At 42.9% G+C, this 21,893-nt stretch carries 17 protein-coding genes; 1 reads left to right on the forward strand and 16 read right to left on the reverse strand.

Going from position 1 to position 21,893, the window contains the following annotated elements:
* Positions 1 to 123: 123 nt before the first annotated feature.
* Both parC and parE read right to left on the reverse strand, forming a co-directional pair.
* Complete coding sequence (gene parC, locus IGI76_RS10475; RefSeq protein ID WP_016610800.1) at positions 124 to 2,586, reverse strand: DNA topoisomerase IV subunit A; 2,463 nt, start codon at positions 2,584 to 2,586, stop codon at positions 124 to 126.
* Between the two features lie 11 nt (positions 2,587 to 2,597).
* Complete coding sequence (gene parE, locus IGI76_RS10480; protein ID WP_074535153.1) at positions 2,598 to 4,625, reverse strand: DNA topoisomerase IV subunit B; 2,028 nt, start codon at positions 4,623 to 4,625, stop codon at positions 2,598 to 2,600.
* Positions 4,626 to 4,909: 284 nt separating this feature from the next.
* Here parE and plsY point away from each other — a divergent pair, with 284 nt between their 5' ends.
* A complete protein-coding gene (gene plsY / locus IGI76_RS10485) occupies positions 4,910 to 5,548 on the forward strand; it encodes a glycerol-3-phosphate 1-O-acyltransferase PlsY (RefSeq protein WP_015510003.1) in 639 nt (212 codons plus the stop codon).
* Between the two features lie 52 nt (positions 5,549 to 5,600).
* Here plsY and IGI76_RS10490 read toward each other — a convergent pair whose 3' ends face one another.
* From IGI76_RS10490 to IGI76_RS10555, 14 genes are all read right to left on the reverse strand, one after another.
* A complete protein-coding gene (locus IGI76_RS10490; protein WP_231434821.1) occupies positions 5,601 to 6,476 on the reverse strand; it encodes an aldose 1-epimerase family protein in 876 nt (291 codons plus the stop codon).
* Between the two features lie 11 nt (positions 6,477 to 6,487).
* On the reverse strand, positions 6,488 to 7,279 hold the full coding sequence (codY, locus tag IGI76_RS10495) for a GTP-sensing pleiotropic transcriptional regulator CodY (protein WP_231434822.1): 792 nt from the start codon (positions 7,277 to 7,279) through the stop codon (positions 6,488 to 6,490).
* A 13-nt stretch (positions 7,280 to 7,292) separates the two neighbouring features.
* Positions 7,293 to 8,690, reverse strand: coding sequence for an ATP-dependent protease ATPase subunit HslU (gene hslU, locus IGI76_RS10500; protein ID WP_010749393.1), 1,398 nt, complete (start codon positions 8,688 to 8,690; stop codon positions 7,293 to 7,295).
* A gap of 14 nt (positions 8,691 to 8,704) precedes the next feature.
* Entirely contained in the window at positions 8,705 to 9,247 is a 543-nt protein-coding gene (gene hslV, locus IGI76_RS10505) for an ATP-dependent protease subunit HslV (protein ID WP_005229630.1), read from the reverse strand.
* Between the two features lie 22 nt (positions 9,248 to 9,269).
* Positions 9,270 to 10,208, reverse strand: a complete 939-nt coding sequence (xerC, locus tag IGI76_RS10510; RefSeq protein WP_081091721.1) for a tyrosine recombinase XerC — start codon at positions 10,206 to 10,208, stop codon at positions 9,270 to 9,272.
* A gap of 195 nt (positions 10,209 to 10,403) precedes the next feature.
* Positions 10,404 to 11,840, reverse strand: a complete 1,437-nt coding sequence (locus tag IGI76_RS10515) for a flotillin family protein (RefSeq protein WP_010749391.1) — start codon at positions 11,838 to 11,840, stop codon at positions 10,404 to 10,406.
* 13 nt (positions 11,841 to 11,853) lie between these two features.
* Positions 11,854 to 12,279 carry a hypothetical protein gene (locus IGI76_RS10520; RefSeq protein ID WP_231434823.1) on the reverse strand — a complete coding sequence of 142 codons (426 nt, stop codon included), beginning with the start codon at positions 12,277 to 12,279 and terminating at the stop codon, positions 11,854 to 11,856.
* Positions 12,280 to 12,398: 119 nt separating this feature from the next.
* Positions 12,399 to 13,700: an FADH(2)-oxidizing methylenetetrahydrofolate--tRNA-(uracil(54)-C(5))-methyltransferase TrmFO gene (trmFO, locus tag IGI76_RS10525; protein ID WP_005229622.1), complete on the reverse strand. Its 1,302-nt coding sequence runs from the start codon at positions 13,698 to 13,700 to the stop codon at positions 12,399 to 12,401.
* A gap of 151 nt (positions 13,701 to 13,851) precedes the next feature.
* Positions 13,852 to 15,930 carry a type I DNA topoisomerase gene (gene topA, locus IGI76_RS10530; protein WP_438781516.1) on the reverse strand — a complete coding sequence of 693 codons (2,079 nt, stop codon included), beginning with the start codon at positions 15,928 to 15,930 and terminating at the stop codon, positions 13,852 to 13,854.
* A 142-nt stretch (positions 15,931 to 16,072) separates the two neighbouring features.
* Positions 16,073 to 16,951 (reverse strand): DNA-processing protein DprA, encoded by an 879-nt coding sequence (gene dprA / locus IGI76_RS10535; RefSeq protein ID WP_005229619.1) that lies wholly within the window; start codon positions 16,949 to 16,951, stop codon positions 16,073 to 16,075.
* A 68-nt stretch (positions 16,952 to 17,019) separates the two neighbouring features.
* Positions 17,020 to 17,784, reverse strand: coding sequence for a ribonuclease HII (locus IGI76_RS10540; RefSeq protein ID WP_231434824.1), 765 nt, complete (start codon positions 17,782 to 17,784; stop codon positions 17,020 to 17,022).
* Positions 17,768 to 18,634: a ribosome biogenesis GTPase YlqF gene (gene ylqF, locus IGI76_RS10545; RefSeq protein ID WP_231434825.1), complete on the reverse strand. Its 867-nt coding sequence runs from the start codon at positions 18,632 to 18,634 to the stop codon at positions 17,768 to 17,770. Before ylqF ends, IGI76_RS10540 begins: the two co-directional genes overlap by 17 nt.
* Positions 18,635 to 19,055: 421 nt before the next feature.
* On the reverse strand, positions 19,056 to 19,955 hold the full coding sequence (locus IGI76_RS10550) for a class C sortase (RefSeq protein ID WP_179190642.1): 900 nt from the start codon (positions 19,953 to 19,955) through the stop codon (positions 19,056 to 19,058).
* A gap of 19 nt (positions 19,956 to 19,974) precedes the next feature.
* Positions 19,975 to 21,843: a SpaH/EbpB family LPXTG-anchored major pilin gene (locus tag IGI76_RS10555; protein ID WP_231434826.1), complete on the reverse strand. Its 1,869-nt coding sequence runs from the start codon at positions 21,841 to 21,843 to the stop codon at positions 19,975 to 19,977.
* Positions 21,844 to 21,893: the final 50 nt, after the last annotated feature.

The following is a 21,893-nucleotide window of genomic DNA, read 5'->3' on the forward strand; positions in this document are numbered from 1 at the left end:
ATTTATAGGTATTTATTAAATGTGAAACTTTTATTAAAGTACCTTTTTCGTTAATGTGAAAGATTAATTATGAGAAAAAAACAACCCTTCTGTACTGGTACAGAAGGGTTGTTTTGTTATAATTTATAGTACAGAATCCTCTGCGATTGCAGGACTGATTTGAGTTTTCACTTCGTAGATTTGTCCCCCTGTTTTCTCATCCATGATAAATGAGCCGTTGGAGGTCCGATCATTGATCGGGATTTGGTTGGTGATCACTTCAAAGGATTGTCCTTTTTGATTCGTCACTAGCAGTTGCTGATTTTCCCCACTGCCCATATAGACGACGCGATGAGGATTTTTCTTCAATTCCCGCAAGACCATCAATCCGCGCTTCGCCCGACCTAATTGGTTGATTTCTTGAGCCAACATTCGTTTTGCTGCGCCACGTTGGGTGATCAAAACGATCGGTGTATCCCCTTCTGAATAAACGAGCAACCCATTGATAAGATAATCATCCGCTTTAAGGTTCATCGCTTTGACCCCAGCTGCTTTTGGTCCCACAACAGGCACTTCATTAAGCGGGTAGCGTAAGCCAAAGGCAAGATGACTGACTAAGAATACATCCATTTCTTCCGTTTGATCCGTCAAAAAGACGTTGACCAATTCATCTGATTCATCTTTCAGCTTCATGATCGTCATCGGCCGTGTTTTATAGGTGCGCCAAGGTTCAAATTCCGTCATTCGTGTCTGTTTGATCATACCGTTTTTACTAATCAGCACGAAATTTTTCAATGGATCGATCTCTTTGTAGGCAAAGACCCCAATGATCATTTCATCTTGCGCCAGTGTCATGACTGTTTGCGAAATATGTTCCCCTAAATCTTTCCATTTTAAATCAGGTAATTCATGGACCGGTCGATAGATCGTGTTCCCTTTATTAGTAACCAACAACAGGTGATCCAACGTGTTCATTTGATTACTGTAAAGTAAAGAGTCGCCTTCTTTCATGCCGATCTCTTCTGGTTTTGAAGCACCGTAAGAACGCAAGCTGCTGCGTTTGACATAGCCGTCTCTTGTGACCGTCACGACGACTTCTTCTTGGGCGACCAAGACTTGTGTTTCGATCTTGATTTCTTGAATTTCTGCTTCGATCTCAGTCAACCGCGGCGTCGTATATTTTTTCTTGATCTCTCGCAGTTCTTTCTTGATCACTTTCAGCAATTCATTTTCTTCATTCAAAATTGTTGTCAATTCAGCGATCGTTTCTGCAAGTTCTTTTGCTTCTGCTTGCAATTGTGTAATGTCCGTATTGGTCAAGCGATACAACTGTAAGTTCACAATGGCTTCTGCTTGTTCTTCGGTAAAACCATGTTGAACCACCAGATTATTTTTGGCATCTTTTTTGTCTTTACTACCGCGAATGGTAGCGATCACCTCATCAAGGATCGACAAAGCTTTGATCAGCCCATCAACGATATGCTGTCTTTTTTGCGCTTTTTGCAGCTCAAAACGACTGCGTTTTTCGATCACTTCACGGCGATGTTTGATGTAGCTTTCTAAAATCCGCTTTAATCCGACTTGCTGAGGACGCATATTGTCGATTGCCACCATGTTGAAGTTGTAGTTGATCTGCAATTCGGTATTCTTAAATAAATAATTTAAAATCCCTTGCGCATTTGCTTCTTTTTTCAGCTCGACAACGATCTGCAGTCCAGTACGATCTGTTTCATCTCGTACTTCAGCAATCCCATCAATGCGTTTATTCAAACGGATCTCATCCATTTTTTTAACTAAGTTGGCTTTATTGACCTCATACGGGATCTCATTGATGACGATTTGCTGTTTGCCGCCTTTGATGTCTTCGATCTTGGTTTTCGAACGCAGGATCACTTTGCCTTTGCCTGTTTCATACGCTTTTTTGATTTCTTCTTTCCCTTGTAAAATGCCCCCTGTTGGAAAATCAGGGCCAGGAATGTACTTCATCAGCTGATCCAAAGAAGCTTGCGGATGGTCGATCAAATAGATCGTTCCATCGATGATTTCCCCTAAATTGTGGGTAGGGATCTCCGTTGCATAGCCAGCTGAGATCCCAGTTGAGCCATTGACTAACAGATTCGGGTATTTTGCTGGTAGAACAGTTGGTTCTTTTTCAGTATCATCAAAGTTCCAAACCAATTCCACGGTGTTTTTTTCAATATCTTTTAATAGCTCACCACTTAATTCCGAAAGCCGTGCTTCCGTATAACGCATGGCAGCTGGCGGATCACCATCCATACTCCCGTTGTTCCCGTGCATTTCAATCAAAATCTGACGTAGCTTCCAGTCTTGACTCATGCGGACCATTGCTTCATAGATACTCGAGTCCCCATGGGGGTGAAAATTCCCCATGATATTTCCGACAGATTTTGCTGATTTGCGGAAGCCTTTGTCATAGGTATTGCCGTCTTGGTTCATAGCAAATAAAATCCGCCGCTGAACCGGTTTTAACCCATCACGAATATCTGGCAATGCCCGTTCTTGAATAATGTATTTGGAATATCGACCGAAGCGATCTCCCATCACTTCTTCCAATGTCAATTCTTGTATATTGCTTTTGTGTTCCAAGAGACCACCTCCTATTCCTTAACTAACTGTTTGCTGTCTGCTTGTTCGGTATCCATTAATTTTTCATCAACTAATTCAGGTACCGTATCTTCTTTTTTATCCAAAATACTGCCATCTTCTTCTAAACTAAATTGAACATGACTTTCGATCCACTTCCGACGAGGCTCTACCTTGTCCCCCATCAAAGTGGTGACGCGACGTTCTGCTTGGGCAGCATCATCGATCCGTACCCGAATCAGTGTCCGCGTTTCTGGGTCCATGGTCGTTTCCCACAATTGGTCGGCATTCATTTCTCCTAACCCTTTGTAGCGCTGTAGGAGATAGCCTTTGCCGATTTTTTGGGTCAGTTTGCTTAGTTCATCATCGGTCCAAGCGTATTCGACTACTGCTTTTTTCCCTAACCCTTTTGACACTTTGTACAGAGGCGGCAAAGCAATGTATACTTTCCCCGCTTCGATCAAAGGTTTCATATACCGGTAGAAAAAGGTTAAAAGCAGCACTTGGATGTGCGCCCCATCGGTATCCGCATCGGTCATGATGATCACTTTATCATAGTTGCAGTCTTCAATTGAAAACTCTGGGCCAACACCGGCACCGATAGTATAGATCATCGTATTGATTTCTTCATTTTTCAAAATATCCTGCATCTTGGCTTTTTCAGTATTGATGACTTTGCCTCGCAATGGCAAGATGGCTTGGAACTTGCGGTCTCGTCCTTGCTTTGCTGAACCACCCGCAGAATCCCCCTCCACCAAATACAATTCATTTTTCTTAGGATTACGAGATTGCGCAGGTGTTAATTTACCAGAAAGCAGTGACTCGCCTTTTTTGCGTTTCTTTCCAGTACGGCTTTCTTCTCTCGCCTTTCTGGCAGCTTCACGGGCCTCTCTTGCCTTGATCGCTTTACGAACCAGCATTTGACTCATTTCACTGTTTTCTTGTAGATAATAGCCTAGCTGCTCACCAATCACATTGTCTACCGCATTTCTTGCTAAGGGTGTCCCTAATTTCCCTTTGGTCTGTCCTTCAAATTGCAAAAGATTTTCTGGCACGCGGATCGACAGAACTGCCGCTAACCCTTCACGGAAATCACTGCCTTCAAGGTTCTTATCTTTTTCCTTCAACAAATTGACCTTGCGGGCATACTCATTGAAGGCTTTGGTCATTGACGTCTTCATCCCAACTTCATGGGTACCGCCATCTTTGGTACGTACATTGTTGACAAAGGACAAGACGTTTTCTGAATACCCATCATTGTATTGAAAGGCAAGCTCTACTTCGATGGCTTCTTTCGTGCCAGAAAAATAAACCACTTGGGTCAAGGTATCTTTTTCTTCATTTAAATAATCAACAAATTCTTTGATGCCTTCCTCATATAAAAAGACTTCATGAATCGGTTCTTCCCCACGTTCGTCCGTCAGGGAGATTTTGACCCCTTTCAACAAGAACGCTGATTCTCTCAAACGTTCAGCGAGAATCTCATAGGAGAATTTGGTTGCCGAAAAGATTGTATCGTCTGGTTTGAACGTAACGGTTGTTCCCGTTGGTTTACGGGTTTTGCCGATTTTTTTCAAAGTACCTGCTGGTTTCCCGCCGTCTTTGAAGCTCTGTTTGTATTCGATACCGTCTCGAACGATGACCACTTCTAGCCAGCTGGATAAGGCATTTACAACACTGGCACCAACCCCATGAAGGCCGCCAGAAGTTTTGTAGCCGCCTTGGCCAAACTTTCCGCCAGCATGTAACACGGTGAAGATCACTTCAACAGTTGGGATTCCAGATGCATGTGTCCCGACCGGCATTCCCCGACCATTGTCTCGAACACTGATACTATTGTCTTTATGGATCGTAACATCGATTTCATTGCCGTATCCTGAGAGTGCCTCATCAACCGCATTATCGACGATTTCATACACTAAGTGGTGCAAGCCGCGGCTATCGGTCGAGCCGATATACATTCCTGGCCGTTTTCTTACTGCTTCCAGACCCTCTAAGACCTGAATGGAAGCATCATTATATTCTGTGGTTTTCTTTGCCAAACCCACCGCTCCTTTAATCTTGATCAGTCCTTTTCTAATGCTGAAAGGACTGCAAAAAAAATCTTAACACAAAATACGCTTTTTTCAAGCGAACATTTTTCTAAACTATCTTATCCTTTTTCCTTTGTTTGCACAAGCTAGAGTCGCAAAATGGCTTGTTTGTGTTTCACAGCTCTGAGAAAAGCTGTTTTTATTCTTTGTCTGACCAGCGAAAGATTTTCTTATTGTTGGAAAGGCGTTTTCATGCTAAAATTGCCCTAGCCTTGCAAAGAAAGTTGGTTATTATGAATACGATTCTTTTATTTATTGTTGCTTACCTTTTAGGTTCGATCCCCTCTGGTGTTTGGATTGGCCAACTGTTTTTCAAAAAAGATATTCGCCAATTCGGCAGCGGCAATACGGGAACGACCAATACATTTCGCGTCTTAGGAAAAAAAGCCGGCATCGTTGTTTTATTGATGGATATCTTAAAAGGAACTTTGGCGACCAGCTTGCCAGTCATCTTTGGTCTCCATACTGTCAATCCGCTCTGGTTTGGGGTCTGTGCGATCTTAGGTCACACCTTCCCGATCTTTGCCAAATTTAAAGGCGGCAAAGCAGTGGCGACAAGTGCTGGGATGCTCTTAGGATACAATCCGCTCTTTTTCATTTATTCTTCATTGATTTTCGTTATCTGTCTTTATGTGACAAGTATGGTGAGCCTGACCAGTATGATCGCGGCGTGTTTGATCACCTTATCGACGATCGTCTTGCCTTTTATCGCTCCTGCGATCTTGCCTGAGCAAAATTGGCTGCTGACCTTCATTGCGATCGGCGTAACGATTTTTATCTTTATTCGCCATCGTGAAAACATTACCCGCATCAAAGATGGGACCGAAAGTCGGGTACCCTTTGGACTGAATAAGGGTCAAACGAACAAATAAGCAGAAGCTGAGAAAAGTCATTGCGCTTTTCCCAGCTTCTTTTTTCATACGTTTATTTAACTGTGATGGAGTACTTTGTTTCAAATAATTCTTCAGGTGGAAGTGCTTGAATCCCCAGCTTCTCTGACAGCTCACCGGAGGCTTCTAGCGTATCTGCGATGCCGCACCATGGTTCAATACATAGAAATGGCGATTTCACTGGATATGTGGACCAAAAACCGACATACGGCATATTATTGTAGCTTAACGTGATACTATGAGGCGATTTTTCACTGCGAATCGAGTAGGAATGTAATCCTTTCGTTTCATAAACTAGCGCATCATTTGCAAACATGTCATGGGTCAAGCGTAGATCCGTATTCGTTTGACCGAGTGTGCGTTGCTCATAATCAATATAGTTGCCTTTTAACGGCAATTTCACTCGTGATTTCTTTGGAGAAAAAGAAAGATAATAGTCTTCAAAAGTCAGCCCTTTTTCAAGTGGGACGTTGAATGCAGGGTGTCCACCAATGGAGAAGAATAGTTCTTTTTGACCGCTATTCTTCACTTGGTATTTGACGACTAAACCATCACCGCCTAATTCATAACTGACATACAGCTGAAAATCAAACGGATACTTTGCTTTGGTTTCAGTCGAACTTTCTAGTAAAAACAAAGCGTAATCTGTGCGTTGTTCAACGACAGTAAATAACATGTCTCTGGCAAATCCATGACGAGGCAAATGATAACTCTTGCCCTCATGTTGATAGGTGTCCTCTTTTAACGCACCCACGATCGGAAATAAGATCGGTGCATGCTTTCCCCAGTGGTTTGGATCAGCTTGCCAAATATATTCAAGGTCATTGCTCGTATCGACTAAGCTTTGCAGCTCAGCCCCTTTTTCTGCAATCTTTGCTTGCAGATGACCGGCCGTGATGGTAACTGTCATGGTCTCATCTCCTAATATTGATGTTTCGTCAATTCCTCTTTAAAGCGGCTGTTAAGCACTTTTAAGTAGGTGCCTTTCATCCCCAAAGAGCGGGATTCAATAATACCGGCAGACTCTAATTTACGCAAAGCGTTCACGATCACCGAACGGGTGATACCGATACGGTCAGCGATACTTGATGCGGTCAAACGACCTTCGTCTCCTTCTAATGCCTCAAAAATTGCTTGAACAGCTTTTAGCTCACTATAAGAAAGCGTGTTGATCGCCATTTGAACAGCTGTGGTACTGCGAACATCTTCTTCGATACTTCGGGATTTTTGGTACAAGAATTGCATACCAACAACTGTCGCACTGTATTCTGCTAATACCAAATCATCATCATCAAAGGACTTATCGATTCTGGAAAGAATGATCGTCCCTAAGCGTTCTCCTGCACCGTAGATTGGTACGATGGTTGTTAGTCCGTTGGGATACAGCTCGCGGCCTTCCACAGGAAAAGCCGTCATATCGTTACTGATCGGCACATTGGCTTCTGTGGAAGTCAGGTGATCGACTAAATCTGTATAATTTTTAGGAAACTGTTTTTCGACAAACATTTTTTTGATCCGCTCATTATTGACATCATGGTTCTCAACAAAACCTAACACGCTGCCGTCGACGCTAATAATATACGCATTGCTGTCTAGGATGTTTCCTAAAATGACAGCCATTTTGTCGTAAGGCAAATCAGAAGCTAAATTAAAGGTGTTTTTTTGCTGCAATAATTCATTGATTTGTCTTGTCTTTTCTAATAATGTTTTCATTGGTCCGCTCCCTTTATAAAATATACCGGCTTAAGTCTTCATCTTTTGCGATTGACGCAAGTTTTTCTTCCACATACGCTTCTGTGATCGTGATTTCACCCATTTGCATCTCAGATGCTTCAAACAATAGATCTTCAAGTAGTTTCTCCAGGATCGTATGCAAACGACGGGCTCCGATATTGTCGGTATCGCGATTCACTTGATACGCGATTTCGGCAATTTTTTCGATGGCTTCCATCGTAAAGACCACTTTGACATTCTCGGTTCCTAACAAGGCAACGTATTGTTTGACTAAGGCATTGTTTGGTTCCGTTAAAATTTTAACAAAGTCTTCCTTCGTCAAGTCATCCAGCTCCACGCGGATTGGGAAACGCCCTTGCAACTCAGGGATCAAATCGCTTGGTTTTGATAGATGGAATGCGCCTGAAGCGATAAAGAGAATATGGTCGGTTTGTAACGTTCCATATTTCGTATTGACTTGTGAGCCTTCAACGATCGGCAAGATATCTCTTTGCACCCCTTCACGAGAAACTTCTCCTGATTGCTGTGATTTCGAAGAAACTTTGTCGATTTCATCAAGAAAAATGATGCCGCTAGATTCCGCCAAACGTAATGCTTCGCTATGAATATCCGCGTCGTTGACCAGTTTGGAGGATTCTTCTTGAATCAACAATTCCCGCGCTTCTTTCACGGTTACTGTGCGTTCAATTTTCTTTTGCGGTTTCAATGCACCTAATGTTTCATTCAAATCAATGCCCATTTGTTCTAAGCCATTGTTCATCATTGGCGCTTGATTTTTCGGTTCATCGACTTGGATCGTCACTTCTCGGTTATCCAAAAGGCCTTTTTCTAATTGTTCAAAAATCGCTTGGCGATTGCTGCGAATCTCATCTGTCAATTCTTCTTTTGGTTCTTCTGGTTGTTGTGCGGCGTTGAACATATTCATCATTTGTTCATAAGGATTGGTGTTCTTTTTCTGTTCCTTTTTAATACCAGGAACTAAGACTTTTACTAAACGACGATTGGCTTTTTTCTCCGCTTGGATGCGTACGTTTTTATATTGTTCTTTTTTCACGATTTGGATCGCGTTTTCTACAAGGTCACGAACCATCGATTCTACGTCTCGACCGACATAACCGACTTCTGTGAATTTCGTTGCTTCTAGCTTAACAAAAGGCGCATCAACGATTTTCGCTAGCCGTCGCGCAATTTCCGTTTTCCCAACGCCCGTTGGTCCAATCATCAAAATATTTTTTGGTGTGACATCTTGCTGCATTTTTTCATCTAATTGCAGACGGCGGTAACGATTTCTTAAAGCAACCGCCACTGATTTTTTGGCATTGGTTTGTCCAACGATGTATTCATCTAATTCTTTCACGATCTCTCGTGGTGATTTGTTTTGATTTGTCATATCGTCATCCCTCTTTAAAACTCTTCTACAATGATATTGTGATTTGTAAAGACACAAATGTCTGCTGCGATATTCAAGGCACCTTCAGCGATTTCTTTGGCAGATAGTTCACCGCCATAACGTTTCATCGCACGGGCTGCCGCCAAGGCATAGTTTCCACCTGAACCGATAGCTAAAATCCCTTCATCTGGCGAAATGACCTCACCTGTCCCAGAGACTAAGAGCATCTCCTTGTCATTCATGACGATCAGCATCGCCTCTAATTTTTGCATCGATTGCTGCGTCCGCCATTCTTGTGCCAACTCTACTGCAGCTCGTTGCAAGTTTCCGTTGTATTCATTTAGTTTTCCTTCAAATTTTTCTTCCAAGGTAAAGGCATCTGCCACACTACCGGCAAAGCCAACGATCACTTCACCGTTGTATATTCGACGGACTTTCCGAGCGGTTCCTTTCATAACGACCTGTTCTCCCATCGTTACTTGTCCGTCACCGGCCATGGCAAACTTGCCATCTTTTTCAACCGCACAGATGGTGGTTGAATGAAATTCTGACTTCATTTACGTTCCTCCTGTACCAATTTTACGCACGTGGATGAAATTGGCGATAATTTTTTTGTAAACTGTCTTTGGTGACATGCGCATAAATCTGTGTCGTCGATAGATTGGCATGCCCCAACAATTCTTGAACGGTCCGCATATCGGCGCCGTTGTTTAATAGATGGGTCGCAAACGTATGCCGCAGCATATGAGGATGGATTTTACTGTCTAAACTGCTTTTTCGGATGATTTGATTCAATACATACTCGATCCCAGTTGCAGTGATCCCATCACCAAGATGATTCACGAAGAGAACCTCGTGTTCCTTGTTCTGCTTTGCCATCAGCTGCTTGCGTCCTGAGGTAAGATAGCGCTTGACTGCCGCTTGTGCGTAACTGCCGAAAGGAACATAGCGATCTTTGTTGCCTTTTCCGTGGATCAGCAAAACGCCGCTTTCCCAATCGATCGCGCCCAGCGTCAGACTGCTACACTCGCTGACCCGCAGACCTGAACCGTAAAGGACTTCTAACAATGCTTGATTGCGCTGTTGTAATGGCTCATCACCAGCGACACTTTGAAAAAGAGCATCCATTTCCTTTTCATAAAAAAAACGCGGCAATTTAGCGTTTTTCTTTTTTAAATGAATGTAGGCGAAGGGATTCTCTTTGACGATCTCATGCTTGGTTAGAAATTGGTAGAATGAACGCAAGCTAGCCATTTTCCGACTGATGGAATTACGGCTATACCCTCGTTCCGTCAAATAGCTCAAATAGACACGAACATCACGATACTCCACCGCTAACGGGTCTTCATTGCCAGACTCTTTCAAGAAGTGAAAAAAATCGCTCATATCTTCTTGATACGCTTTTTTTGTCTTTTCCGAATACCCTCTTTCAACAATAAGATAACGAAAAAACTCTTCTTGTAATTGATCCGTTTGCAAAGTAACCCCCCTTTTCATGATTCGAAATAACTTTAGCATAGACCACAAAAAAAAACAAATGAATTGTCAGAATTTAATCAATATTTCAAAGTTTAGACATAATTGTGAAAACTTTCTAAGAATCTTCGTAAGATTCTTATCATTCTTCAGAAAGATCACTCAAAAGAGCCATAAAAACGTACCAATCCCTTTCTCAAAATAGAGAGGGACTGATACGTTTCCACTTATTTGCTTTTATTCGATTGGACCAGTTGTTGGCTGAGGCGAACCATTGCTTTTTGAAACAGCTTGAACTAGCTCTTTGTTTCCTTGTTTTGTGGACATCGTGTCATTGATCAACGCCACTAAGTCTAATCCGGTGGTTTCTTTGATCGTATCAAAGGTTCGCGCTAAACCAGCTTCCCCCATTGATTGAAGCCCATCGTTGCCGCCAAAGCTGACCACTTTATCGATATTGCTAAGGGGCGCATTGACTTCTTTTGCGATTTCAGGCAGCACTTTGATGAACTCCATCAAAATACCAGCTTCGTTCAGTTTGGTCAAAGCAATCGCCATCTTTTCACGGCTTTCCGCTTCGGCTTGACCGACTTTTGCGATTCGTTCCGCATCGGCACTACCTAATTTTTCAATTCGTTCCGCTTCCGCTTGTGCAGCCAATTTGACTTTTTCCGCTTCGGCTTGTGCTCGGGCGATTTCACGGGCTTTGTCTGCTAATGCGTTTTGTTCAACGACATATTTATCTGCTTCGGCTTTTTTACGGACAGTTGCATTCAATTCTTTTTCTGTCAATTCCGCTTGTTTCTCTTGAATCTCAATATTTTTTTCTTGCTCGATCAATTGCACTTTCATTTGTTCACCGACCGCGATTTGCTCCGCTTTCGCATCCGCAACTTCACGTTCTTGTTTGTACTGCGCTTGTTTCAACGCCATATCTTTTGTCGCTTCCGCGATTTCTGTTTGGCGACGGATCTCTTCATGCTGTGCCAATTGCTCATTCTCAGCTTGCTTGATCCGCGTTTCTCTTAAGGCATTGGATTCTGCTACTTCAGCGTTCTTCTTCACTTCAGCAATCTGGGGACGCCCTAAAGCATCCAGGTAACCATTGCTGTCGCTAACGTCTTTGATCGTAAATGATACGATCTCCAGCCCCATTTTTTTCAAATCCGTAGAGGCAACTTCTTGTACTTGTTCCGCAAAATCATCGCGATTTTTGTAGATGGCTTCCACCGTCATCGTTCCTAGAATTGCCCGTAAGTGACCTTCTAAGACTTCTTGCGCTTCATCTTCCAGTTCACCAGTGGATTTACCCAAGTATTGTTCAGCGGCTGTCTTGATCGACTCGGTACTGTTGCCGACTTTCACTAACACCGTGGCACTGGCTTTGATCGGTACGCCTTGTTCTGTATAAACTTCTGGTGTCCCAATCTCTAACTTGTGGGTCAGTAAACTTAATTTATGTGCCTTTTGAACAATAGGAATCACAAACGTCCCACTGTTTTTTAAAATCTTGATGCCTTCTTTTCCTAAAAACGACCCCGTGACGATCAACGCTTCATCGGGTTTTCCGATTCGGTAGCGTATCATCAAAAAGGCGATCAATAAAACAACGAGGACGACGCCCCATAAGATCGGATTACTTAAAAAATCGACTGCTGATCCTGTATCCACCATAACCTAACACTTCCTATTCTATAAAATTTTTACTTTCAACCACCAACGCGATCCCTTTTTTATCAAAATCGACAATGATGACTTTGGTGCCGACTGGCAATCGAACATTGTTTTCACGATCTTCTTCCCGAAAAAAACGAGCAGGATAAACAGAACGTGCACCTTGACTCCCTATTTCCATGACTTCGCCGATTGTGTCTCCGACAATCTTTTCCGTCAGTTCGCCGATCACAAAATCATTGCGGCTAATGACATTGCTGCGGTTTTTGTCTGTGATGCGATTGTAGAGCCACATAAAGGGGCCCAACAGCAAACTAAATGCAACAAAGACAACGAAAATGCCCCCGACCAAGAGGATCAGCAAACCTAAAAATTGGATCACTGTAGGAAAACGCTGTAAATAGTTTTGAATCAAATGAATCCATTCTCCGATCACCATCTTCACCACCTTCTGTCATTGTTACTGTCTATCATAAGTCACCTTGATTAAAGTTTCAAGACAAATTAAAAAAAAACTCTCTCACCAATTATCAGTAAGAAAGTTTTCGATCATCGTGCTTATAATTGTTCCTTGGCTTTTTCTAAAGCAGCTAACGCTCGATTTGCCAATGCTTCATAACGGGATTTCTTGTCTCTGATTCGCTCTGGAAGTTCTGGCAACAACCCAAAGTTTGCATTCATTGGTTGGAAGTGTTTGCCTTCAGCATGGGTGATATAATACGCCATACTACCAATCGTCGTTTCTTGTGGCATAATGATCGGTGCTTCGCCTTTTGCAAGTTTGGCAGCGTTGATGCCAGCCATCAACCCGCTGGCTGCACTTTCCACATACCCTTCGACCCCTGTCATTTGTCCAGCAAAAAAGAGGTCCTCACGTTTTTTCGATTGATAGGTTTGTTGCAAAAGCTCAGGTGAATTCATAAAACTATTCCGATGCATCACGCCATAGCGCACAAATTCAGCCTCTTCCAAGCCAGGGATCATCCGGAATACCCGTTTTTGTTCGCCCCATTTCAAATGTGTTTGAAAGCCAACGATGTTGTAAAGAGAAGCCGCCGCATTGTCTTGACGCAGCTGAATCACTGCGTAAGGACGCTTGCCAGTTTTCGGATCTTCTAACCCAACTGGTTTCATCGGACCAAACAACATGGTTTTCGGACCACGACCAGCCATGACTTCGATCGGCATACACCCTTCAAAGAATTTTTCTTTTTCGAATTCTTTCAAAGGAGCCACCTCTGCATTGACCAAGGCCTCACGAAACGCATAAAACTCCTCTTCATTCATCGGACAGTTCAGATAGGCTGCTTCACCTTTATCGTAACGAGATTTCAAATAAACTTTATCCATATTGATGGTTGATTTGTCAACGATTGGAGCTGCGGCATCATAGAAATAAAATCCTTCAGATCCGTTAAACGCTTGGATCGCTTTTGAGAGCGGTTCAGAAGTCAATGGACCTGTTGCGATCACAGTGATGCCTTCTGGAATTTCAGTGATCTCCTCTTCGATGACTGTAACTAAAGGATGCTCCTTGACACGTTTGGTGACCAACTCTGAAAAATCATCGCGATCCACAGCTAAGGCACCACCTGCTGGAACCGCTGTTTTGTCTGCAGAAGTGATAATCACTGAATCCAAGCGACGCATTTCTTCTTTCAAGACACCGACCGCATTCGTTAAATTGTTGCCTCGTAGTGAATTGGTACAAACAAGCTCGGCAAAATTATTTGTGTGATGGGCTTCTGTCGACTTCTTAGGACGCATTTCATAAAGATTTACTGCGACACCTGCTTGCGCTGCTTGCCACGCAGCCTCGCTTCCGGCTAAACCGGCACCAATAACATTGATTTCTTTCATAGTGCTCTCCTTTTATTTCAAAAGCTCGTCTCTTTTCATAAGAAACAGCTTGTATTAATCAAAAGGACCGGCGCTTTCTTTTGTCAGCCAATAATGAGGCTGACCGTTCAAGAGAATACGCCGATTCTTTTTTAACAGGATATCCTGCTAGTTATTTTTGCACATTTTCTTCATAGTCGCCTTTGATACAAACGACTTGTTTCCCACCTTTGACTTTCTTTTCGACTAAATAATTATCACACTTCGGACAATTACGCCCCACTGGTTTGTCCCAAGAAGTAAAGTCACATTCAGGGTAGCGGATACAACCATAAAACAACCGGTTTTTCTTCGATTTGCGTTCAACGACTTGCCCTTGATGACAGACCGGGCACTCAACGCCGATTTCTTTCACGATTGGTTTTGTGTTGCGGCAATCTGGGAAATTACTGCAAGCATAAAACTTTCCGTAGCGGCCTAATTTGATCACCATCGGATGACCACAAAGATCGCAATCAAAGCCTGCGGGTTCATCTTTGATTTGAATTTTTTCGATACTTTCTTCTGCAGTCGTCAATTCTTTTTCAAATGGGCGATAAAACTGATCGACAACTTTGACCCATTCTTCTTTCCCAGCTTCAATGCTATCCAAGCTATTTTCCATTTCAGCAGTAAAATGCATATCAACAATTTGCGGGAAGAATTCCTCGATCAACGAATTGACGATCTCACCAAGTTCAGTTGGCTCAAAACGTTTTTGCGTCAATTTCACATAATAACGCCGCTGAATGGTTTCTAACGTCGGTGCATAGGTTGAAGGACGACCCACACCGTTTTCCTCAAGGGTTTTGATCAACGTTGCTTCGCTGTAACGAGCAGGTGGTTGGGTGAAATGCTGTTTCGGTTCGATCGATACGGATTGAACGACATCTCCTTCGACTAACTCTGGCAAGATGTTCTCTTTGTCTTCTTTGCCATCATCGCGTCCTTCCACATAGACCTGCATAAATCCTTTGAATTTGATCTTTGAACCATTAGCAATAAAGATGACACCATTTTGATCCAAAGTAACTTTCATCGTATCCAAAATGGCAGGCGTCATTTGACTAGCCACAAAGCGAGACCAGATCAAGCGATACAATTTTAATTGGTCTTTGTCTAAGAATTTCTCCATGGCTTCTGGCGTACGCAAAACACTGGTCGGTCTTACTGCTTCATGGGCATCCTGCGCCCCTTGTGCATTGGCGCGTTTTTTGCCACCGTGAGCGGAGAACTCTGAACCATAGGTGTTTTCGATAAATTCGGCTGCTTCCCCTTTGGCTGTGTCAGCGATTCGCGTCGAGTCGGTACGCATATAGGTAATCAAACCGACAGTCCCTTGTTTGCCAAGGGCGATCCCTTCATAGAGCTGCTGTGCGACCATCATGGTTTTCCGTGTTCGAAAATTCAGTTTGCGGGCTGCTTCTTGTTGCAAACTACTGGTGGTAAATGGTGCAGATGGATTCCGTTTGCGTTCTTTCTTTTCAACCTTTGTCACTTGAAAGTCTTTACCAGAAAGGCGATCGGTGACTTCTTTAATACTTTCAGCATTCGGTAATTTTTTCTTTTTGCCATCTAAGCCCCAAAAATTGGCTTTGAATTTCTTCGTGGCTTTTTTAAAGTTTCCATCAATGCTCCAATATTCTTCAGGAACAAAATCACGGATCTCTTTTTCACGATCAATAATGATCTTAAGCGCCACCGATTGAACACGTCCAGCACTTAACCCTTTTTTGACTTTGCGCCAAAGGATCGGACTCAATGAATACCCGACTAAACGGTCTAAGATCCGCCGTGCTTGTTGAGCATCGACGAGATCCACATCGATCGTTCTTGGCTCTTTGAAGGCTGCTTTGACCGCATCTTTAGTGATTTCATTAAAGACGACACGATTTTTATCTTTTAAATCTAGTCCAAGTAGAAAAGCTAAATGCCAAGCAATAGCTTCTCCTTCTCTATCCGGGTCACTTGCGAGGTAGACTTTTTCAGCTTTTTTCGCAGCAGAACGGAGACTTTTGATCACGTCACCTTTTCCACGGATCGAAATGTAATGAGGCTCATAATCATTTTCGACATCGATCCCCATCTTACTTTTAGGGAGATCACGAATATGACCGACACTTGCGACGACTTTGTAATTTCGTCCAAGGTATTTTTCAATGGTTTTCGCCTTTGCGGGCGATTCCACGATTACTAAATATTTATATGCCATATAAAGAATGGCTCCTTCCTGAATTTTTCCTACTATTATATTCTATCAATCAGTGAACCTATCGTATGCAGATGAAACATACAAATCGTAGCTTATCATAGCTTTCAAGAAAAGGTTTGTCAAGGAAGGTTGATTGGAAAAATCAAAAAAAGGCTAACTCTTGTAAAATATCCGACACGCTAATCGTACATTTTGCACCATCTTGAATCAAGCGGTGACAACCTTTTGACTGATCCGAAATCATTTCACCAGGCACTGCAAAAACTTCTCGTCCATTTTCCATCGCTAACTGTGCCGTAATCAAAGAACCGCTTCTTTCCTTGGCTTCAATTACGCAGACCCCTTTTGAGATCCCCGCAATAATGCGATTGCGCAGCGGAAAGTGGTATCTTTGCGGTTTGGTATCGTGCGGATATTCGCTTAACACCAGATGTTCTTGACGGATCTGCTGGAACAAACGGTAGGAAGATGACGGATAACAATGGTCCATCCCAGAAGCAATCACAGCAATGGTTTGTCCACGATTTCTGATGGCTGATTCATGGGCAAAGCTGTCGACACCATTGGCCAATCCGCTAACGATGGTATAATTTTCCGTCACTAGAGGTGGAATCAGCTTTTCGCAAACTTTTCGTGCGTATAAGGACGCCGTTCTTGCACCAACAAAGCCAATCATGGTCGTTTGTAGCAATTGCAGATTCCCTTCATAAAAAAGCATCAATGGCGGGTCCGCGATTTGTCGTAAAAGCATCGGATACTCCGCCGAGAAGAAAGTGAGGTAGTTTTGTGCGCCCATCTTTTGTGCGATGTGTTCGTCTGTCAATCGCTCCCATGATCGCCGAAAAACCGCACGGTGCTGTGGAAGGACCCCGATGGCAATCATCTCTTCCAGCGAACAATTCATCTCTTTTGTTTCCAACCAATGCCAAATGATCTTCCAACAACCTTGCAGACCAATTCCCTGACAGTAGTACAGTTTTATCAACTGTTTTTCAAAATCTGTTGCTTGTTGATACTTCATAAACAAAGCCCTCTTTTCTTAGTAATCTTACTTATAAGATTCGCTAAAAAAAGAGGGATGGATGAAATTTATAGATATTGTTTTACTGGCGCAAATGTTTTTCGATGAATAGGACAGATTCCGCGGGCAGCTAGCCCTTCTAAATGGACTTTGGTTCCATACCCAGCATTTTGATCAAACCCATAAAAAGGATAGACTTCATGAAAATCTTTCATTAAGTTGTCTCGATATACCTTGGCGATGATACTTGCTGCGGCAATGGAAATGGAACGGGCATCTCCTTTGATCAAGCTTTGTTGAGGGATTTCCGTATCGATCGTCATCGCATCGATCAGTAAATACTCGGGCTTGACTGCTAAGTCGATCAAGGCTTCTTTCATTGCTAGACGACTGGCTTGATAGATATTGATCCGATCGATCTCTTCTGGACTGACCACGCCGATACCGACAGCAACGGCTTTGTTTTGAATTTCGATAAACAGCTCTTCTCTTTTCTTGGCAGAAAGCTGTTTGGAATCATTTAGACCTAAGATCTGACATTCCTTAGGCAAGATGACCGCAGCTGACACAACGGGTCCTGCTAATGGTCCGCGCCCCACTTCATCTAAACCAGCAATAAAACGGGCGCCTTGCTGAAATGCTTCGTTTTCAAAACGCATCATTTCTTCGTATTTTTCCTGCAATAGCTGGTGTTTCACTCGCTGTTTCTCATATTGTTGCAGCAGCTTTTGGACCCCCGCTCGTTCATCTGCTTGCAGCGCCTGCAAATACGCTTGGTCATTGAAAGCTGGATCAAATAATCGCTCTTTGATTGTCTTAATCGGTTGTTTCATCTTGGCTTTCCATTTCCTCCACTCGATCTAGTGTATATCGGCCCAATTTCCCTTGCCGAATGTCGAAGACAACGAGTTCGCTTCCTCGATCGTAATTGTCTTTATAGCCACGTTTTTCCGTGATTTTCATCAACAGATCGGGCGCTAACAACGCCTCTTCTTCCGCTTTTAGTTGGTAACGATTCGCGATTCTTTCAGGATAATAGCGGGCAAAAAAATCAAGACCATACAATGCGATATCATCCAAATGGATCAGCTGGTCTTTGATCGCTCCGGTCAATGCCAACTTCTTGCCGATCTCAGGATCTTCAAATTTTGGCCATAAGATCCCAGGCGTATCTAGAAGCTCTAGATCAGTCCCAAAACGCAGCCATTGCTGCCCTTTCGTCACGCCGGGTTTATTGCCCGTCTGAGCGATTTTCTTCCCTACTAAGCGGTTCATCAAGGTCGATTTTCCGACATTCGGGATGCCGATCACCATTGCTCGAATCGCACGAGGCTTCAAGCCTCTCGCTTTGTCGCGAGCAATTTTTTCCTTCAAGACTTGTTTCGCTGTAGGAACAATGGCTTTGACCCCTTGGTTGTCTTGGGCGTTGATTGCCAGTGCTAGATAGCCTTGTGCTTGGAAATATTGCTCCCATTTTTTGGTTTGAACGGGATCTGCTAGATCCGTTTTATTGATTAAGATCAATCGTGGTTTTTGTTGTAATAATTGATCTAACATGGGATTGCGGGATGAAATCGGCAAGCGTGCATCCACGAGTTCAAAAACGATATCCACGAACTTTAATTTTTCACTTACTTCACGTCTGGCTTTCGCCATATGGCCTGGAAACCATTGAATGGTCATTTGAACGTTTTCCTCCTTGGTACTTCTTCGAATTGATAAAAAAGACAGTCGTTTCGATATCCGTGTAATATATGGGTGACAAGAACGAGGATCGCTTGCTTTTTTTGAGTCAGAGAAACCCATCAGTGCAGCAAACTAGCTGAACTGTTTGCGGATCAATGTTCTTTTTCCAACCTGATGCATAGGAAAAGCTTCGAGCGCGTTTGTTTCAACGCACCTTGACTTTTTGATTTTGGGGAAGTGGTTGAATGAAGCATCCTTACCGCTTTGTTTTGGTTTTTCCTAACACACTCGCGATAGACTGACTGCTTTTTTGCTATCTTTTATCTTAGTTATTGTACCATATTTCACACGACATGTTTCATTCTGACTAAGGTTAAAAAGTCATTTTCTTCTACTTATTGAGAAAAACGAACGATCCTTACTTTTCATCAATGGAAGTATTCGAATGAAGACGTTTTTTCCGCTGAATCCTGTTACTAATCAACAAGAGGAGGATAAGAACAGTGATCACGCCTAGCATCAATCCTACTTTTTGCTGCTGTGCTTTTTTGGCGGCGGCTGTTTCTTTTTCTTCAACATAAGGAATTCTTTTGCCCCGTACCAATAAACGATGGCTATTGACCATATAGGGGGTACAGGTCAACAGCGTGACGTAATCGCTGCCTTTCACAATTTTTAATGCCTGAGTATCATCAGGGTCGACCGTTTTTATCTGATCTACTTGATACGCCAATGTATCATCAAACGTTTCAATATAAAACTCATCACCGATCTGCAGCTTAGGCAGATCAGTAAAGAGCGTTGCACTCGTTAACCCACGGTGTCCGCACAGAACTGCATGGGTATCTTCACCACCAATTGGATACGAAGCGCCCTCCAATAATGTTGCGCCTCTTTTTAACAGCGTATCGGTGGTTTGATCAAAAATCGGGAGAACGACACCAATCACCGGGATCTTTAAAACGCCGATCGTATGTCGTTCATAGTAATCAGGTGTATCGCCTGATTCTGAGTCCCTTGTTTCGGGTGAATCTTGCGTTTCTTTGATTCCAGGATTGCTGGGCTGCTGGGCCAGCTCTTGATTTGCTCGTTCCAACTGGTTCCTTTTTTGTTGTTTTTCTATTTCACTCATTTTTTTGGCTTGGCTTTGGTAGTAACTGATCAACTGTTTATCCAAAAACGTGTTGAGCTGATTACTTACAAAAGGATAACTGATGATCAAAACCCCTAGCAGCAGCAGAACACCCATCAAAAAATCCAATAAAGTTACTTTTCTAGTTGGTGCTTTTACGCCATTTCTTCGTCTGATACTCATCATGCTTTTTCATCTCATTTACTTACCCTTTCCGTTTTACAAAATAACCCCCTGCTAAACCAACGATCACCACTCCGATTGCGCCCATTAAATACGTGCCGACACCACCAGTTGCTGGTAAGGTTCCTTTGCGGCGGTTAGGAACTTTTTCGGGCTCTCCCAATTGCTCTTTCGTTCCATAAGACGTTTCATGGACTTCAAAAGCGATGCGATTTGTTAGCAGCACGTAATTTTTCGGTGCTTTTACTTCTTCCAAATAGTACGCGCCAAATTTCAACCCGATGATATCAACCAATCCATCTGTACCTGTGGTAAATTTCGTCGCTTCATCCGCTGTTTGTACCCAAGATACCTGTTTGGTTCCCTCTTCGATTTTCAAGTAGTTGGCATCATCACGGTCTTGATCTCGTACAACAAAAACTGCATCTGCCAGCGCTTCGGTAGCGGTCACAGCCCCATCGACTTTTAAGAAGCGTTTGCCCCCTGTCAAAACTTCCACGCTTGGCGGCGTTTGATCCGTCATGAAATCTGTTTCTACATTTGCTTCATTCTTAAAGCCATTGATAGGCATAGCCTGTTCATTTAAATACATATAATACACAAAGCGCAATTGATTTCCCGGCGTTAATTGCGGTACAAATTCTGGATTGATGGTTACCGTAAAGCCATGCTCTTTTTCCGTTACTTGGTAATTCGTCGCGTCGATTTTCTTTTCTCCATCATACAACGCATAACCCGTTTCTCCTTCTGCTGTATTTTCAAAAGTCAATGCTGGATCATGGGCATCGATCAATTGGAAATGTTTGTATTTGTTTTCTGCTCCTACTTTGTCTTGGATACCTAATGGGATATTAACCGTTAGGTGATATTGGATTCTTTCGCCGATTTCCACGTCTTTGCCGTCTAATTGTGGTGTTGTTTTGGTAACATTTGTCGTGTCATTCTTGACTGTTAGCTCAACCGTGACGTCATTGCCTGCTGCGATCGAAAAATCCTTGATGGTTTCTTGTTCGATCAAAGCGGCTTGACTTGGGGCTTTCGTTTCCTCTAATTGATAGGTGCCTGTTTCTAACTGCTCAACTTTTAACTGTCCTTTTTGGTTTTCATCAACATCGATGGTCGTTTCTCCAGCAGCATATTGTTTACCTGTTAAAAAGCGGTACGCTGCTTGTTTGTCAGTCGTCCACGTATAAAGTCCATCGGCTGCACTTAAAATATATTTCTTGGTCTGTGCGTTTCCTTCTTGCTTTGAGATGACAAATTCCGCATCATTCAGTGGTTCGTTTTCCCCCGTTCCTCGTTTATTCACAAGGAGCGTTCCTTCATTTGTGACAGTATTTTTAGGATAAAGATGAATCGTGTCTAATTCTTCTTCCCCGTAAGCATACGACCCGTCTGCTTGTTGGATCATTTCGTAAACAGGAAAGGCGATCACCATGTTCTCAGCAGTGGTAACACCGGCTTTAGGGTCTTCTACAATGGTGTAAACTGCATCCCGATCGGCTTGTTTTTTCGGCAATTCAAAAACCAAATCACCGGCTGCATCTGTTTTCCCGCTAGCTACAGGGGAACCAGGCGTCAAGGTTTGGACTTGACGCTTCGCTTCTTCAACGGATGCCCCTGCAGATCGTTTTTCATAAAATGCTGTGGTCACATCATAGACAGAAAAAGTGACATCGGCTAAGCCTTGGTATTGATCAAACTCTGCCATCTCAGTCCCACTATTTTGAATCAATGAACCTGGCAAATTGACCATTTTCTTTTTATGCAGATGGACCTGTGCCAAATTGCTCTCTGCGGATACTTGCTGATTTTTCGTTCCAAAAAAGACAAATGGCAGAAGTAAAAATAGGAGACAAACCATTTTCGTATGATTAAAAATCTTTTTCATTGTTCTTTCCTCTCTTCTATGTTTGATATTTTCGTTTTTTCACGAATGGT

The organism is Enterococcus sp. DIV2449a (assembly GCF_051711225.1).
Taxonomy (GTDB): domain Bacteria; phylum Bacillota; class Bacilli; order Lactobacillales; family Enterococcaceae; genus Enterococcus_D; species Enterococcus_D casseliflavus.